The organism is Pseudarthrobacter chlorophenolicus (assembly GCF_000962805.1).
Taxonomy (GTDB): Bacteria; Actinomycetota; Actinomycetes; order Actinomycetales; family Micrococcaceae; genus Arthrobacter; species Arthrobacter chlorophenolicus_A.
This window is the reverse complement of record NZ_JZTW01000020.1, coordinates 64348-80828: the sequence shown is the minus strand read 5'-3', so window position 1 is coordinate 80828 and position 16481 is coordinate 64348. Positions and strand designations below refer to the sequence as shown.

At 66.7% G+C, this 16481-nt stretch carries 15 protein-coding genes and 1 rRNA gene; 11 read left to right on the top strand and 5 right to left on the bottom strand.

Annotated features, from left to right (window positions below):
* The first annotated feature begins 5 nt into the window (after nt 1-5).
* From rrf to xerD, 10 genes are all read left to right on the top strand, one after another.
* Nucleotides 6-122, top strand: a 5S ribosomal RNA gene (gene rrf / locus UC32_RS17445).
* A 385-nt stretch (nt 123-507) separates the two neighbouring features.
* A complete protein-coding gene (locus UC32_RS17440) occupies nt 508-2202 on the top strand; it encodes a hypothetical protein (protein WP_045732453.1) in 1695 nt (564 codons plus the stop codon).
* 5 nt (nt 2203-2207) lie between these two features.
* Nucleotides 2208-3197: an HAD-IIA family hydrolase gene (locus UC32_RS17435; protein WP_045732452.1), complete on the top strand. Its 990-nt coding sequence runs from the start codon at nt 2208-2210 to the stop codon at nt 3195-3197.
* A 9-nt stretch (nt 3198-3206) separates the two neighbouring features.
* The gene (locus UC32_RS17430; protein WP_045732451.1) at nt 3207-3458 is read left to right on the top strand and encodes a hypothetical protein; all 252 of its coding nucleotides are present in this window, start codon (nt 3207-3209) and stop codon (nt 3456-3458) included.
* A complete protein-coding gene (locus tag UC32_RS17425) occupies nt 3458-4273 on the top strand; it encodes a TlyA family RNA methyltransferase (protein WP_045732450.1) in 816 nt (271 codons plus the stop codon). The genes UC32_RS17430 and UC32_RS17425 overlap by 1 nt, the downstream gene beginning before the upstream one ends.
* Nucleotides 4274-4286: 13 nt before the next feature.
* Complete coding sequence (locus UC32_RS17420) at nt 4287-5327, top strand: NAD kinase (RefSeq protein WP_045732449.1); 1041 nt, start codon at nt 4287-4289, stop codon at nt 5325-5327.
* A gap of 4 nt (nt 5328-5331) precedes the next feature.
* Nucleotides 5332-7071 carry a DNA repair protein RecN gene (gene recN / locus UC32_RS17415; RefSeq protein WP_045732448.1) on the top strand — a complete coding sequence of 580 codons (1740 nt, stop codon included), beginning with the start codon at nt 5332-5334 and terminating at the stop codon, nt 7069-7071.
* Nucleotides 7072-7197: 126 nt separating this feature from the next.
* Nucleotides 7198-8961 (top strand): CTP synthase, encoded by a 1764-nt coding sequence (locus UC32_RS17410; RefSeq protein ID WP_045732447.1) that lies wholly within the window; start codon nt 7198-7200, stop codon nt 8959-8961.
* 25 nt (nt 8962-8986) lie between these two features.
* Nucleotides 8987-9649, top strand: coding sequence for an NUDIX domain-containing protein (locus UC32_RS17405; protein ID WP_045732446.1), 663 nt, complete (start codon nt 8987-8989; stop codon nt 9647-9649).
* On the top strand, nt 9649-10707 hold the full coding sequence (xerD, locus tag UC32_RS17400) for a site-specific tyrosine recombinase XerD (RefSeq protein WP_082072200.1): 1059 nt from the start codon (nt 9649-9651) through the stop codon (nt 10705-10707). Before UC32_RS17405 ends, xerD begins: the two co-directional genes overlap by 1 nt.
* A gap of 30 nt (nt 10708-10737) precedes the next feature.
* Here the strand turns inward: xerD and UC32_RS17395 are convergent, their stop codons facing one another.
* On the bottom strand, nt 10738-11439 hold the full coding sequence (locus tag UC32_RS17395; RefSeq protein WP_045732445.1) for a hypothetical protein: 702 nt from the start codon (nt 11437-11439) through the stop codon (nt 10738-10740).
* 91 nt (nt 11440-11530) lie between these two features.
* Here UC32_RS17395 and UC32_RS17390 point away from each other — a divergent pair, with 91 nt between their 5' ends.
* Nucleotides 11531-12013 carry an 8-oxo-dGTP diphosphatase gene (locus UC32_RS17390; RefSeq protein WP_045732444.1) on the top strand — a complete coding sequence of 161 codons (483 nt, stop codon included), beginning with the start codon at nt 11531-11533 and terminating at the stop codon, nt 12011-12013.
* 93 nt (nt 12014-12106) lie between these two features.
* On the opposite strand, the gene UC32_RS17385 is transcribed toward UC32_RS17390, so the two are convergent.
* Genes UC32_RS17385 through UC32_RS17370 form a run of 4 tightly spaced genes read right to left on the bottom strand, consistent with a single transcriptional unit; the run spans nt 12107 to nt 16359 of the window.
* Nucleotides 12107-13246 (bottom strand): bifunctional 2-methylcitrate synthase/citrate synthase, encoded by a 1140-nt coding sequence (locus UC32_RS17385; protein ID WP_045732443.1) that lies wholly within the window; start codon nt 13244-13246, stop codon nt 12107-12109.
* A 35-nt stretch (nt 13247-13281) separates the two neighbouring features.
* Complete coding sequence (gene prpB, locus UC32_RS17380) at nt 13282-14187, bottom strand: methylisocitrate lyase (RefSeq protein WP_045732442.1); 906 nt, start codon at nt 14185-14187, stop codon at nt 13282-13284.
* Nucleotides 14187-15707, bottom strand: coding sequence for an MmgE/PrpD family protein (locus tag UC32_RS17375; RefSeq protein WP_045732441.1), 1521 nt, complete (start codon nt 15705-15707; stop codon nt 14187-14189). The genes prpB and UC32_RS17375 overlap by 1 nt, the downstream gene beginning before the upstream one ends.
* Nucleotides 15700-16359, bottom strand: a complete 660-nt coding sequence (locus UC32_RS17370; RefSeq protein WP_045732440.1) for a GntR family transcriptional regulator — start codon at nt 16357-16359, stop codon at nt 15700-15702. The genes UC32_RS17375 and UC32_RS17370 overlap by 8 nt, the downstream gene beginning before the upstream one ends.
* Nucleotides 16360-16481 lie beyond the last annotated feature (122 nt).

Sequence of the window (16481 nt, the reverse complement as noted above, 5' to 3'; positions counted from 1 at the left end):
AGGGTTACGGCGGTCATAGCGTGGGGGAAACGCCCGGTCCCATTCCGAACCCGGAAGCTAAGACCCACAGCGCCGATGGTACTGCACCCGGGAGGGTGTGGGAGAGTAGGACACCGCCGGACAAACATTCGGTCGAGGCCCCAACCAGCAATGGTTGGGGCCTCCCACATTTAACACACCAACCCCCGCCCCACAGATGCCCCATCACATAACGCACCTAACACCCCCTGTTAGGAACCAAAACTGATAGAGCAACACACCCCAACAACCCACACAACCGAGCGCGCGTTGCAGGGATTGCGGCCGATGGGTATGCGGGCCGGTGTGAAGATTCACACGATGCGGCCGCAGAGGGCAACTCTGGACCGCCGATTCTGCGGGCTCCCCTAGAATTGATGGAGATGTACGGACCTGGAAGCGCTCTGTTTCGGGTTGCGTAATAACGAAGCACGTATACGAGCGGCTGCAGTTGCGCCAGTGGTCGGCTCACAACAGGAGGAATCCATCATGGCCGAACACGGCGGAGGAAACCGCGGCAACGACCGCGGAGCATTCCGGGGAAACAACAACTCGGGCGGCGACCCCCGTGGCTTCCGAGGTCGCGGCAACCGCGACAGCAACGATCGCTCTTCCGGCAACGGTGAGCGGAAGCCTTACGGTGACCGTGAGAACCGTTCGTATGGTGATCGGGATCGTAAGCCGTTTGGTGACCGTCCGCGTCGTGACGGTGATCAGGACCGCCGTAGCTTTGGCGGTGGCGGTGAGCGGAAGTCTTTCGGTGATCGGGATCGTAAGCCGTTTGGTGACCGTCCGCGTCGTGACGGTGATCAGGACCGCCGTAGCTTTGGCGGCGGAGGTGAACGGAAGCCTTACGGTGACCGTGAGAACCGTTCGTATGGTGATCGGGATCGGAAGCCGTTTGGTGACCGTCCGCGTCGTGACGGTGATCAGGACCGCCGTGGATTCGGCGGTGGCGAGAACCGCAGGCCCTTCGGCGACCGCCAGGACCGGGACTTCCGCAGCTTTGACCGCGGTTCTGACCGTGGCCCCGCCCGCGGCGGAGCCGATCGCGGAGCAGGCCGTGGCGATTCCGGCCGTGGCTTCGGCCGGGACCGCCAGGAAGAGCGTCCCGCCCGCACGCACAACGCTGCCGATATCCGCAGCTCCAACCGTCCCGACCGCGAACGCTCACCCGAGATCGATGAGGACGTTACGGGCAAGGAGCTGGACCGCGCCACGCAGCACCAGATCAAGACCCTCGAGCCCAAGAGCGCCGAGTGGGTTGCCCGCCACCTGGTGATGGCCGGCCGCCTTATTGACGACGAGCCGGAACTGGCCTTCCAGCACGCCTTGGCAGCGAGCCGCCGAGGCGGCCGCCTCGGAGCCGTCCGCGAAGCCGTCGGCCTGACTGCCTATGCGGCGGGCCACTACGGCGAAGCACTGCGTGAGTTCCGCACCTACCGGCGTATCAGCGGATCCAACGTCCACCTGCCTGTCATGGCCGACTGTGAGCGTGGCCTGGGACGCCCGGACCGGGCGCTGGATGTTGCCCGTTCCGAGGAAGCGCAGGACCTGGACGCTCCCGGCAAGGTGGAACTTGCTATCGTGGCCGCGGGAGCGAGGACCGATCTGGACCAACTCGATGCTGCCGTCGCTGAACTGGAAATTCCGCAGCTGGACATCAACCGTGCCTTCTCCTACAGCCCCCGGCTGTTCCGCGCCTACGCCGGCGCGCTCTCCGCCGTGGGACGCGACGCCGAAGCAGACAAGTGGAACAAGCAGGCCGTCGTCGCAGAGAACGCGCTGGGACAGGGCGTCGATGAAGAGCCTGACATTATCGACCTCGGCTGGGATGAAGAAGAAGAAGCCCGTGAAGAGGCCGAGCGCCGCCGCCTTCGCGAGCATGCCATCAAGGCCTCCGAATCAGCTTCGGCAGCTGCCGGCGGCCGGGAAGGTTCCGCTTCCGACGACGGCACGGTAGGAGGTGCCGACGCGCAGGACGCCGTGGACCAGAACGTCGACGACCAGGATGCTGATTACTTCGCCTCTGACGACGCAGAGTCGGACGAGGATTCGGTGGAGCCTGACGAACTGGACACCAACGGCGAAGCCACCGACATCGAAGACAGCAGCAACGAAGTAGCCGGCAATGAAGAGCCCGGCGACGACGCTGCAGCCAACCAGGACCGCCGGGAAGACTGAACCGAATGACTGCCATTGCCCTGATTTCCCGCTTTGATGCCCTCCTGTCCGACCTGGACGGGGTGGTATATGCCGGCCCGCATGCAATTCCGGGTGCCGTGGAGTCGCTGCAGCAGCTGGCCGGCGTGGGCGTGGGTCTTGGTTACGTCACGAACAACGCTTCGCGTTCCCCGGCCGAGGTGGCAGCCCACCTGCGGGAACTCGGGGCGCCCGCAGAGGATGAGCAGGTAGTCAGCTCCTCACAGGCGGCCGCTGACCTGCTGGCTTCGCGCCTGGCACCGGGCTCGAAAGTCCTCATCACCGGAAGTCCCGCACTGGCCCGCGAAATCGAATTGGTGGGCCTCACCCCGGTTTTCGCCCAGGAAGAGGAACCTGTAGCCGTGGTCCAGGGTTTCAACCCCGGCATTGGCTGGAAGGACCTGGCCGAAGCTGCCTATGTAGTGTCCGCAGGGGCCCTGTGGGTGGCTACGAACACGGACATGTCCATCCCGCAGGCACGTGGGATAGCGCCCGGGAACGGAACGCTGGTGGCCGCGGTGACTGCTGCCACCGGCCGGACACCGCTCGTGGCGGGCAAGCCGGAGGCCCCCCTGTTCCATTCAGCTGCCAAGCGGCTCGGCGCAGAACGCCCGCTGGTGGTGGGCGACCGGCTGGACACAGATATCCTGGGCGGCAACAATGCCGGCTTTGCCACGGTCGCCGTGCTGACCGGCGTCGACACCCTGGAAACGATCCTGGCTGCCCGTGCCGCCGAGCGCCCGGATTACATCATCAGCGCCCTGTCCGAGCTGTACAGTCCTTACCCCGACGTGACGCACGACGACGGCACGTACACCTGCGGGGACGCTACGGCACGCGTCGCCAACGGTGCCGTGGGCGTCATTGGCAGCAAGGACAGCCTTGACGCATGGCGGGCCGCCTGCGCGGCATGGTGGGCCGCGACGCCGGACGCACCACAGGCTCAGGCCCCCAAGCTGGCCTGGCTCGGTCACTAGACTGAACGGATGACTGAGCTGACCCGACCCGAAGAATCATCAGCCCAGCCGTCGCGGGACTGGCCCGGGCTGGACGCCGCTGCGATCCCGGACGCCGTGGTGGCCCGAGCCCTGACGGTGTTGGAAACCCTGCCCGACACTCCCGTTGAAGAACATGAAGAGGCCTACGCCAGGCTTCATGATGAGTTGCTGGACGCCCTGAACGCCAAGCCCCAGGACCGTGGAAGCCGGGCGTCCGGCCCAGTGGACGGCGGGGCCTGATGCCGGTACGCCTCGACCAGGCCCTGGTGGCCCGGGGCCTTGCCAGGTCCCGGACGCACGCCGCCGCCCTCATCGCCGAAGGCAAGGTCAGCTCCGACGGCAAAGTCCTCGCCAAAGCGTCACTGCAGGTTGATGAAGCCAGGGATCTCGCCGTCGAACACGACGACCGGGACACGTACGCCAGCCGTGCCGGCCATAAACTGGCTGGCGCCCTCGACGCCTTCCCGGGCGTGACAGCCCAGGGAAAGCGGTGCCTGGACGCCGGTGCGTCCACCGGCGGCTTCACCGACGTCCTGCTCCGGCGGGGCGCGGCACATGTGGTGGCTGTCGACGTCGGGCATGGCCAACTGGTGCCGCACCTGCGCGACGATCCACGCGTCGCTGTCCACGAAGGCATGAACGTCAGGTACATGCTGCCGGAGGACATCGGCGGCCCGGCCGCGCTGACCGTCGCGGACCTCTCCTTCATCTCCCTCACCCTGGTGGTGCAGGCCTTGGCCGGTTGCACGGAACCGGGCGGCGACCTGGTACTCATGGTCAAACCCCAGTTCGAGATCGGCAAGGACCGCCTGGGCAGGACCGGCGTGGTCACCTCGGAACGGGAACGGCGGCTCGCGGTGCACAAGGTGGCCATGGCAGCGCTCAACGCCGGGCTGGACCTGCACGGGCTGGCGGTGAGTCCGCTGCCCGGCCAGGACGGAAACGTCGAATACTTCCTGTGGATAAGACGCAGGATCACCCAAGACTTGCCTAAGATCGAAGAGCGGGAGGCGGCAGCAGCCGCCTTGCTCGGACAAATCTGGCCGAAACACTAGAGAGCGGAACCTGATGAGCAGGCGTGTACTGGTCCTTGCCCATACCGGCCGCGAGGAATCGCTGAAGGCCGCCTGGGAGGCCTGTGCGCTCCTGCATGCATCGGGCATTGTGCCCGTCATGCAGGAGTCCGAACTGGACGACATGGAGCGGTTCTTCGGGCACCTTGCCCAGCCCGTCGAAGTCCTCCACGACCATGTGAGCCTGCCGGACGTGGAACTGGTGATGGTCCTCGGCGGTGACGGCACCATCCTGCGCGCAGCCGAGCTGGTCCGCGAAGTGGACGTCCCGCTGCTGGGGGTCAACCTCGGCCATGTGGGCTTCCTGGCCGAGAGTGAGCGTGCCGACCTGGCGCAGACGGTGGAATGGATCGCGAGCCGCGACTACACCGTGGAAGAGCGGATGACCATCGATGTCCAGGTATGGGTCCGGGGCCAGAAGATCTGGCACACCTGGGCACTGAATGAGGCCGCCATCGAGAAAGCCAACCGGGAACGGATGCTTGAGGTGGTCACGGAAGTGGACGAACGCCCGCTGACCTCCTTCGGTTCGGACGGCATCGTGATGGCCACCCCCACGGGGTCTACCGCCTATGCGTTCTCTGCCGGCGGTCCGGTGGTCTGGCCGGAGGTGGAGGCGCTGGTCATCGTCCCCATCAGCGCCCACGCCCTGTTCGCCAAGCCCCTGGTGGTTTCGCCCCGGTCAAAGCTCGCCGTCGAGGTCCTGGGGCGCACGGAGGCCCAGGGCGTCCTGTGGTGCGATGGCCGCCGGTCCGTGGACCTTCCGCCGGGCGCCCGGGTGGAAGTCACCAAGTCGGCGACCCCCGTTCGGCTGGCCCGTACGCACCAGACGCCCTTCTCGGCGCGGCTGGTCCGCAAGTTCGAGCTTCCCATCCACGGTTGGCGCGGGCCGGTGCCCAAGTCCAGTGCGGTCCATACGGGGCCCATTCCCGTGGTCCGCACGCCCCGGCCCATGCAGCCGTTGCAGGTGCCGCACAACCAAGAGCCGCAGGCCGGCCGTCCCGAAGCCGGACCTGATCCGTCGACTGCGGAGTGAAAGCATGCTTGAAGAACTGAGAATCCGCGATCTGGGCGTCATTACCGACGCAACCCTGCCGCTGGGCCCCGGCCTCAGCGTGGTGACCGGCGAAACCGGTGCCGGCAAGACCATGGTGGTTACCGCCGTCGGCCTGCTGCTCGGCGCGCGCTCGGATGCGGGCGCTGTCCGCAGCGGCGCCAAGAGTGCCACCGCTGAAGCTGTCCTGAAGCTCGACGCCGGGCACCCCGCCGTGGCCCGCGCGCTTGAGGCGGGCGCCGAAACTGAAGAGTTCGACGGCGGCGCGGAACTGATCCTGGCACGCCGCCTCGGTGCCGATGGACGCAGCCGCGCATTCCTGGGCGGCCGCGCGGCCCCTGTGGGTGTCCTGGCCGAGATCGGCGAGACCCTGGTGGTGGTCCACGGGCAGACCGACCAGATCCGGCTCAAGGGAGCTGCAGCCCAGCGTGGTGCGCTGGACAAGTTTGCCGGGGAAACGCTGGCCGGGCCGCTGAGCGCCTATCAGGAGCTTTACAGCCACTGGAAGGCCAGCCAGGCAGAGCTGGACAGCCTGCGCAGTGCCGCCCGGGACAGGCTCCGCGAAGCCGAGTCCCTGCAGACTGCCCTGGCAGAGATCGACGAAGTGGATCCGCAGCCGGGGGAGGACGGGCAGCTGAAGGCCGAGGCCGTGAAACTGGCCAACGTCGAGGAGCTGCGGATCGCGGCCAGCACCGCGTACCAGGCCCTGATCGCGGAGGACTTCGGCGAAGCGGGCGATGCCACCACCCTGGTGGACGCGGCCAAGCGCACGCTCGAACAGGTGGCGGAACACGACGCCGAGCTCGGCTCGGCCGCGGCCCGGCTGGCGGAAGTGGGCTTCCTGCTCAACGACATCGCCACGGACTTGGCCAGCTACCAGGCGGGACTCGACACGGAAGGCCCTGAGCGGCTTGCCGAAATCGAGGACCGGCGCGGTGCCCTGGCGAAGCTGGTGCGGAAGTACGCGCCCACCATCGACGAAGTGCTCGAATGGGCGGAGAACGCCCGGGCGCGCCACGACGAACTGCAGGATGACTCCTCGCGGATTGAGTCCCTGGACGCCGAAGTGGCGCGCGCGGAGGCCGACCTCACCAAGCAGGCGGCCGCCATCAGCAAGGTCCGTGCCAAGGCCGCCAAGGACCTCTCAGCCCGGGTCAGCGCCGAGCTCAAGGCACTGGCCATGGCGGATGCCACGCTGGTGATCAACCTTGAGCCGACGGGGCAGCTGGGACCGCACGGAGCCGACGACATCGCGTTCCTGCTGCAGCCGCATTCCGGTGCCCCGGCCCGGCCGCTGGGCAAGGGCGCATCGGGAGGCGAGCTCTCGCGCGTGATGCTGGCCATCGAGGTGGTGCTCGCCGCCGTGGACCCCGTTCCCACGTTCGTCTTCGACGAGGTGGACGCCGGGGTGGGCGGACGCGCCGCCGTCGAGATCGGCCGCCGCCTCGCCATGCTGGCCCGCCACGTCCAGGTGCTGGTGGTAACGCACCTGCCGCAGGTGGCGGCCTTCGCGGACCAGCACATCACCGTGACCAAGACCTCAGTCCGGGGGGCCGACGGCGGCACCGCCACCGGGTTCACGTCCAGTGATGTGCGCCTCCTCGACGGGACGGAACGGGTCCGGGAACTGGCCCGGATGCTGGCCGGCCAGGAGGACTCCGAGTCAGCCCGGGCGCACGCCCAGGAGCTGCTTGACGACGCCAAACTCCTGCCGCAGCGCGGCTGAGGGGACTTTCGCGCCTGCAGGCTTTGAGGCCGGGCGAGGGCCCCGGGCCCTTGCCCGGGAGGTGCGCTGGACTGCACACTGGAGCATTTGGGGAACAGTCCGGACGATCCGTGGAAGGCTCAATTGATGATAGGCTCGAATTCCGTGGTGCAGCGATCAAATTCCCGTGTAAATTCCCGGTTCCCGGGCTCATCCAAGACGACCAAGCACATCTTCGTTACCGGTGGTGTGGCGTCCTCGCTTGGTAAGGGGCTGACGGCTTCGAGCCTCGGCCACCTGCTGCGGGCGCGCGGCCTGTCTGTGACAATGCAGAAGCTCGATCCCTACCTGAACGTGGATCCGGGCACGATGAACCCCTTCCAGCACGGCGAAGTCTTCGTCACCGACGACGGCGCCGAGACGGACCTGGACATCGGGCACTACGAGCGTTTCCTCGACGAAAACCTCGAGGGCTCAGCGAACGTCACCACCGGACAGGTGTACTCCACGGTTATCGCCAAGGAGCGCCGCGGCGAGTACCTCGGCGATACCGTCCAGGTCATCCCGCACATCACCGATGAAATCAAGCGCCGGATGCGCCTCCCTGCCGAAGGCAAAAACGCTCCGGACGTCATCATCACCGAAATCGGCGGCACCGTTGGCGACATCGAATCCCAGCCGTTCCTCGAATCGGCCCGCCAGGTCCGCCAGGACGTGGGCCGCGGCAACGTCTTCTTCGTCCACGTGTCCCTGGTCCCGTACATCGGACCGTCCCAGGAACTGAAGACCAAGCCCACCCAGCACTCGGTAGCGGCGCTGCGTTCCATCGGCATCCAGCCCGAAGCCATCGTGATCCGCTCAGACCGCGAGATTCCCGAAGCCATGCGCGCCAAGATCGGCCGCATGTGCGACGTTGACCTGGAAGCCGTCATTGGCTGCCCGGATGCGCCCAGCATCTACGACATCCCCAAGACCCTGCACACCCAGGGCCTGGACTCCTACATCGTCCGTGCCTTGGACCTGCCGTTCAAGGACGTCGACTGGACCAGCTGGGACCGTCTGCTGGAAGCCGTGCACAACCCGCGGCACCACGTCGAGATCGCCCTGGTGGGCAAGTACATCGACCTGCCGGACGCCTACCTGTCGGTCACCGAAGCCCTGCGCGCCGGCGGCTTTGCCAACGAAACCAAGGTCAAGATCCGCTGGGTCCCCTCGGATGAATGTGAAACCCGTGAAGGCGCGGTCAAGGCGCTCGACGGCGTCGACGCCATCTGCGTCCCGGGTGGCTTCGGCATCCGCGGCCTCGAAGGCAAGCTGGGCGCCCTGAAGTTCGCCCGCGAAACCAAGCTCCCGGTACTCGGCCTGTGCCTCGGCCTGCAGTGCATGGTCATCGAGTACGCCCGCAACGTCGTCGGCCTGGAAGGCGCATCCTCCAGCGAGTTTGAGCCGGACTCCAAGTACCCGGTCATCGCCACCATGGAAGAGCAGCTGGAGTTCGTCGAGGGCGGCGGAGACCTGGGCGGCACCATGCGCCTGGGCCTGTATGAAGCCAAGCTCGACGAAGGCTCGGTCATTGCCGGAACCTACGGCAAGACCACCGTCAGCGAACGCCACCGCCACCGCTACGAGGTCAACAACAAATACCGCGACCAGATCGCCGCCGAGGGACTTGTCTTCTCCGGTACCTCACCGGACGGCAAGCTCGTGGAGTTCGTCGAACTTCCGGCCGAGGTCCACCCGTACTACGTGGCCACCCAGGCGCACCCGGAACTGAGTTCACGCCCCACCCGTCCGCACCCGCTGTTCGCCGGACTGGTCAGGGCCGCCCTGGACCACCAGGGCGGTATCGCCGACACGGCAGCAGCCGTAACCGCCGGTGCTCCGGAGTCCGGTACGGTAGCGGCTAAGTAGAGCCAACAGAACAAAGGACGGCGTGATGCCCGGTACACCTGAAACCACCCCTGCAGCCAGGCAGGTTTCGGATGCACCGAGCCCACGCCGTCTTTTGCGTACCGAGAAGGTTTACGAGGGCCGGATCTGGGACGTCGTCAGCGACACCTTCCAGCTCCAGGACACCGGCGACGCCCTCACCCGCGACTACATCGACCACCCCGGTGCCGTGGCCGTCCTGCCCATGAACGCCCAGGGCGAAATCCTGCTGCTCAAGCAGTACCGGCACCCCGTGGGAATGGACCTCTGGGAGGTCCCTGCGGGCCTGCTGGACGTTGAGGGCGAAGACTTTGTAGTGGGCGCTGCCCGCGAACTCGCCGAGGAAGCGGACCTGGCCGCAGGAACGTGGAACGTCCTGGCAGATGTCTTCAACTCGCCCGGATCCTCCAGCGAGGCCATCCGCATCTACCTTGCCCGGGACCTCACCGAAGTACCTCACGCCGAGCGGCACGAGCGGACGGACGAGGAAGCCGAGATCGAATTCCACTGGATCAGCCTGGACGAGGCCGTCGCGTCCGTCCTGGCGGGCCGGCTGCACAACCCGTCGGCCGTCGTCGGGATCCTCGCGGCAGCGGCCGCCCGGGCCGACGGGTACGCCGGGCTCCGCCCCGCCGACGCACCCTGGCCCGCCCACCCCAGCCAGCGCTGATGGGTCCGGGTCCGTCCGCCGGGATGGCGCCGCCGGCGGAAACCACGGTGGCCGAAGCACCGGAGCCCGAAGCACCGGAGCCCAAAGCACCAGAACCCCGGACGGCCGCCGCCGCACCCACGAGGATTGACCGTGGCGTTACCGATTACCTGCAGCACATGGGTGTTGAACGTGGGCTGGCGGCCAACACCCTGGCCGCCTACCGCAGGGACCTCGCCCGTTATTCCCGGTACCTGGCCGGTGCCGGCTGCCAGCAACCCGGGGACATCACCAGGCACCACGTGACGGGTTTCCTGCGCGCCCTCTCGGACGGATCCGACGGCGGTTCAGCCCTCGGGGTGCGGTCTGCCGCCAGGACCGTGGTGGCCGTCCGGGGCCTGCATAAGTTCTGGGCCCTGGAAGGGCTTACCGCGACGGACCCGGCCAGCGAAGTCCATCCGCCAATGGCGGGCAAGCGGCTGCCCAAAGCCATCAGCGTGGACGAGGTCACCAGGATCCTGGAAGCGGCAGGAACCAATACTGCCACCGGCCTGCGGGACCGGGCACTGCTGGAATTCCTCTACTCAACGGGAGCCAGGATCAGCGAAGCCGTGGGGCTGGACGTTGACGACATTTCGCTGGCAGGCGACGGCACCGAACAGGGACCGGCCATCGTCCGGCTTTTCGGGAAGGGCTCCAAGGAGCGGTTGGTGCCCCTGGGGTCGTATGGTGCCAGGGCACTGGAGGCGTACCTTGTGCGCGGTCGGCCGCTGCTGGCCGCCAAGGGCAAGGGGACGCCGGCGCTGTTCCTCAACGCCCGCGGCGGCAGGATCAGCCGCCAGAGCGCCTGGACCATCCTGAAGGTGGCCGCAGAAAAGGCCAACATCACCCGCGACGTTTCCCCGCACACGCTGAGGCACTCCTTCGCCACCCACCTCCTCGAGGGCGGCGCGGATGTGCGGGTTGTCCAGGAACTCCTGGGCCACGCCTCGGTGACCACCACCCAGGTGTACACGCTGGTGACGGCCGATACTCTCCGCGAGGTTTACGCAGCCGCGCACCCCAGGGCCCTGGGCTGATCCTGCCCGGCAGGCATCCGGGCACGCCGGCTAGTCCAGGTCGATGGTGAGCTCCCCGGCGCCGAGCAGCAGGGCCAGGATGGAGGTGCCGAGTCCGGCCACCAGGAGCAGGCCCGGATGAGCGAGCCCCACCACCACGCGCCGGAGGTCGGGAGAAGCGCGCAGGAACTTCTTCGGCAGCCGGGAATCCCTGGACGGCACCTGGTGCCAGCCGCGGAGCCTGCGCAGGAACCAGGCGCAGCGGACAATCAGCGCCATCCACAGCACGGAGACCACCAGGGGGACAGCGGCGACCAGGAGGTTCAGGCCCAGTGACGTGACAGCGCGTTCCGAGTCCCCGGCCAGCGCCTGGACGGTGGTGGACACCGAAGCGCTGGCCACCACGGAAATGCCCCAGACGAGGAAGGCGGCCGTCAGGGCCAGGAACCGGACGAAAAAGTGCGAGAGCACGGACTCCTTCGCCGGCCGCAGGTAGCGTCGCGGGGTGGCGTGCAGGAGGGCTACCGTGCAGCCGAGGGTGGGCAGGGCTGCCATTCCTACGAAGGCGTACCAGGCCCAGCCGGCAAAATCCAGGAACTCGTCGGCGACGATCAGCGCCGCCCAGGAACCGGTCCAGATCCAGCCGGCGTGCAGCGGATTCCTGACCAGCCATGCCGGCGGGTGCCACCCAGTTTGTCCGGTGGCAGCGGACTTGGGTTTGGGGGCGGGGAGTTCCTCTCCGGCCATGCTCATGGGCCTCACTGTAGCAACGCGCTGGCGGCCATGCGGCCTCAGTCCACGTGCCGCGGGCTGCCCGCACGGAGGGCCCCGCTAGGCTGGGAAAATGACTGCAGCCGATGTGACCCTCTGCTTCCTGCTCCGCGACGGTGCCGACGGCCCACAAGTGCTCCTGGGCCTGAAGCAGACCGGTTTCGGCAGGGGCAAGATCGTGGGCATCGGCGGGCACGTGGAGGCGGGGGAGACCAGCGTCCAGGCCGTTATCCGGGAAGTCCTGGAGGAAACGGGGGTGGTGTTGCAGCAGGGGGACCTGGCGGATGCGGGAGCCGTGCACTTCGTCTTTCCCGCCAGGCCGGAGTGGGACATGAAGACTACTCTTTTCACGGCCCGCACGTGGACCGGTGACCCGCAGCCCAGCGACGAGATCCTGCCCGAGTGGTTCCGGGTGGATGCCCTGCCGGTGGACCGGATGTGGCAGGACGCTGACCACTGGCTGCCCGTGGTGCTCGAAGGCGGCACGGTCAATGTCGTGGTCACCATGGACGCCGACAACGAATCCGTCGCCTCGTCCCGCAGCGTCCTTCCCTAGGCTGCAGGCCCTGACAATCCTCCCCAGGCCTTAACGCCCGACGGCGGTGCGGCACCCGGGTGCCGCACCGCCGTCGTACTTCCTGTCCAAACGCTAGGGCAGGTGCCGCTCTTCCGGACCGATGTACTCACTCAGCGGGCGGATCAGCGAGTTGGAGTCCAGCTGTTCCATGATGTGCGCGGTCCAGCCGGTGATGCGGCTGGCCACGAACAGGGGAGTGAACGTGGGGGTGTCGAAGCCCATCAGGTGGTAGGTGGGCCCGGCCGGGTAGTCGAGGTTCGGCTTGATGGCCTTGGCCTCGTCCATCGCCGTTTCCAAGCCGTTGTACAGACCCAGCAGCTCAGGGCGGCCGTAGTGGGCAATCATCTTGTCCAGGGCGGCCTTCATGGTGGGCACGCGGGAATCGCCGTGCTTGTAGACGCGGTGGCCGAAGCCCATGACCTTCTTCTTGTTCGCCAGGGCGTCCTCCATCCAGGCCTTCGCCCGGGCTGCCGCTTCCTCGAGGGACTCTTCCTGCCGGATGCCGATTTCGTCGAAGGTGTGCATCACGGCCTCGTTCGCCCCGCCGTGCAGCGGACCCTTCAGGGCTCCAATGGCTCCTGTAACCGCCGAATGCAGGTCGGACAGCGTGGAGGTGATGACGCGTGCTGTGAAGGTTGAGGCATTGAAGGAGTGCTCAGCGTAGAGAATCATCGAGACGTTGAAGGCCTCCACCACCTCGGGCACCTGTTCCTCGCCGAAGGTCATCCATAGGAAATTGGCCGAATAGCCCAGGTCCTCACGCGGTTCCATCAGGTCCTGGCCGTGGCGGCGGCGCTGGTCGTAGGCCACTACGGCCGGCATGGCAGCGAACAGGTCCACGGCTTTGGCCATGTTGGCCTCGCGTGAGGAGTCCTCTGCCTGCGGGTGTCGGGCACCCATCACGGAAGCCGCAGTCCTGCAGACATCCATCGGGTGGGACGTTGCCGGTAAGGCGTCGATGACCTGCTTGACCACCGGGTCAAGCGCCCTCCCGGCGCGCTCCCTCGCCGTGAACTCCGCCAGCTCCCCTTCGGCAGGCAGCTCACCGTTCCACAGCAGGTAGGCCACTTCCTCGAAGCTGCATCTGGCGGCCAGTTCCTGGACGGGGTAGCCGCGGTACAGCAGGGAGTTCGTGTCCGGGTTGACCTTGGAGACGGCGGTGTAGTCCACCACGACGCCGGCGAGGCCCTTTTTGATATCTTCATCAGCCATGTTGAACTCCTTCGTTCTTGCGGGGATCCCTTGTCCTACCGGACGCCGGGAATCTGGAAGTTGAAAACGCCGGTATCGAAGCGGTTGTACGCCTCGTAGTCCACGAGGTCATAGAGACGCGCACGGGTGAGCATGTTCTCCACCTGTGCTTCCTGTGATCCTGTTGCCTTGATCGTTTCCAGCGTACGCTCTGCAGCTCCCATGGCAATGCGCAGCAGGGTTACCGGGTAAATCACCATGTTCACGCCTACAGACTGCAGCTGGTCCACCGTGAACAGGTCGCTCTTCCCGAACTCTGTCATGTTGGCAAGGATCGGCACATCCACGGCGTCCCGGATGGCCTGGAACTCTGACAGATCCTTCATGGCCTCCGGGAAGATGGCGTCCGCACCGGCGTCCACCAGTGCCCGGGCGCGGTCCTGGGCGGCTTCGAGTCCTTCCACGGCACGGATATCGGTGCGGGCCATGATGAGGAAGTTGGGGTCGCGCCGGGCGTCGGCGGCGGCCCGGATGCGCTTGGCGGCCGTGTCCAGGTCCACAACGTTCTTGCCGTCCAGGTGGCCGCACCGTTTGGGGTTGAACTGGTCTTCGATGTGGCAGCCCGCCAGGCCGGCGTTCTCGAGTTCCTGGATGCTGCGGGCAACGTTCATGGGTTCGCCAAAGCCGGTGTCAGCGTCCACGATGGCGGGCAGGTCGGTCATGCGGGCGATTTGCCCGGCGCGGGTGGCCACTTCGGTGAGGGTGGTCAGCCCGATGTCCGGCAGGCCAAGGTCGTTGGCAAGGACGGCGCCGGAGATGTAAACCCCCGCGAAGCCCTTCTCCTCAATCAGCCGTGCCGACAGGGGGTTGAACGCTCCCGGGAACTGCTGGATGGTGCCGGAGGCGAGCATCCCGCGCAGTGCGGTCCGCTTCTGTTCCGGGGTGGTCTTCGAATACAGCATCAGAACAGTCCCTTCGGTGCCGCGCCGAGGTCGATGACGCCGGGGGCGGCAGTGATGTTCAGCTGGTCCAGTTCGCCCGGGGCCAGTTCCGGGAGGCGTTCGACGGCGGCGAGGAACCTTTCGATCTCGGCCTCCTCCACGAGCCCGGCCGCGAGGGTGCGGAACTTGTTGACGTACTGCTCCCGGGCGAACGGCCGTGCACCCAGCGGGTGGGCGTCCGCCACGGCAATCTGGTCGGTGACCACCGTGCCGTCAGCGAGGGTGATCTCCACAGACCCGCCAAAGGCTTTCTCACTGATGTCCAGGGAGTGGTAGCGGCGGGTCCACTCCGGGTCTTCCTCAGTGGTCACCTTCTGCCACAGTTCAACAGTGTCCTGGCGGGCCGCGCGCTCGGGGGCGTAAGAGTCCACGTGGTGCCAGGAACCGTCCTGGAGTGCCACGGTGAAAATGTACGGGATGGAGTGGTCCAGGGTTTCCCGGCTGGCGGTGGGGCTGTACTTCTGGGGGTCGTTGGCGCCGGAACCGATCACGTAGTGCGTGTGGTGGCTGGTCCTGATCAGGACCGACGCCACGTTGGCGGGATCGGTGACCCCGGGGTGTTCGCGGTGCAGCTTGCGGGCCAGGTCGATCCATGCCTGGGCCTGGTACTCAGCCGAGTGCTCCTTGGTGTACGTATCCAGGATGGCGCGCTTGGCTTCTCCCGGGGTGGGGAGGGGAACCTCGTAGGAGGCGTCCGGGCCGTCCAGCATCCAGGCGATCACGCCGTCTTCGCCTTCGTAGATCGGCACCGGGGAGGTCTGTCCGCGCATGGCACGGTCGGCCGCCTCAACTGCCATCTTCCCGGCGAACGCGGGCGCATGGGCTTTCCACGTGGAAATCTCACCCTTGCGCGACTGGCGGGTGGCGGTGGTGGTGTGCAGCGCCTGGCCCACGGACTGGAAAATCGTCTCGATGTCGAGGCCCAGCAGCGTGCCGATGCCCGCCGCTGCCGAGGGGCCGAGGTGGGCCACATGGTCGATCTTGTGCTTGTGCAGGCAGATTGCCTTCACCAGGTTCACCTGGATCTCGTAGCCGGCGGCGATGCCCCTGATCAGGTCGGCGCCGCTGGAACCCGTGTGCTGCGCGACGGCCAGGATGGGCGGGATGTTGTCACCGGGGTGGGAGTAGTCCGCGGCCAGGAACGTGTCGTGGTAATCGAGTTCGCGGACGGCCACGCCGTTGGCCCAGGCAGCCCACTCGGGGGAGACGCGCTCGCCGATGCCAAACACCTTGGCACCCTTGCCCCCGGAGCTTGGCGCATGGGTGAGTGCCTGCGCGCGGGCGGCGACAATCGGCGCCCGGTTCAGCGATGCGATGGCCACTGAAGCGTTATCGATGATGCGGTTGATGACCATCTCGGTCACCTCCGGCACCACCGCCACGGGATCCGCGGCCACGGCGGCGATCTTGTGGGCCAGCTGCTCTTCCCGGGCCAGGTTCTCTTCGCTCTTGTAGACGCGGACGTGGTGTTGCTTAACCATGGTTCTCCCTGTGATGAGGTGTGTGCGTATTTTTGACGTGTGTCAGGCTGCGGTGGAGATGGAGGGTAGTGGCTGCTTCAGCCAGTCTGGGGTTGCGGGAAGCAATGGCTTCCGCGATGGCAGCATGTTCAGCCGCCGCGGCGGTGAGCCGTTCAGCGTCGTCGGCAGCGAGCCTGCGGACACGGACCAGATGCACCCGGAGAGCCCGCATGGCCTGGATGAGGTAGGCGTTGGCCACCGCCTCATCGATGGCGGCGTCGAGGCGGCCGGCCAGGCCGTAATACGCGTGCCGTCCGGGGTCGCTGCCGTCAATGAGCGCCGGCGCCTCAAGCAGTTCCTTCTGCAGTTCGAGGAAGACGGCAGCATCCCCACGTTCTGCAGCCAACGCAGCGGCCTTGCATTCGAGCGTCTCTCGGAGTTCGAAGAGTTCGTCGATGTCGTCGAGCGAAACGTCGGTGACGACGACGCCGCGGCCGCCCGCCGTCGTCGTCAGCCCTTCCGCGGTAAGCCGGCCCAGCGCCTCCCGAAGCGGTGTGCGCGAGACGCCAAGGCGTTCGGACTGCTCGACTTCGCCCAGGACCGTACCGGGAAGCAGCCGCCATTCGGTGATGTCGTCCCGGAGGGCGGCATAGGCCCTGTCGCTGGCGCGCATCGGTAACTCCTTCGGTAACTGAACCCCTTCAGTGTATACAGAACACAAAAAATATCCAGCAGATTCGATCCTCCTGGCTCAAAAAGTCTAGTTCTGTATACATAACCCTTGTTAGGAGGCTG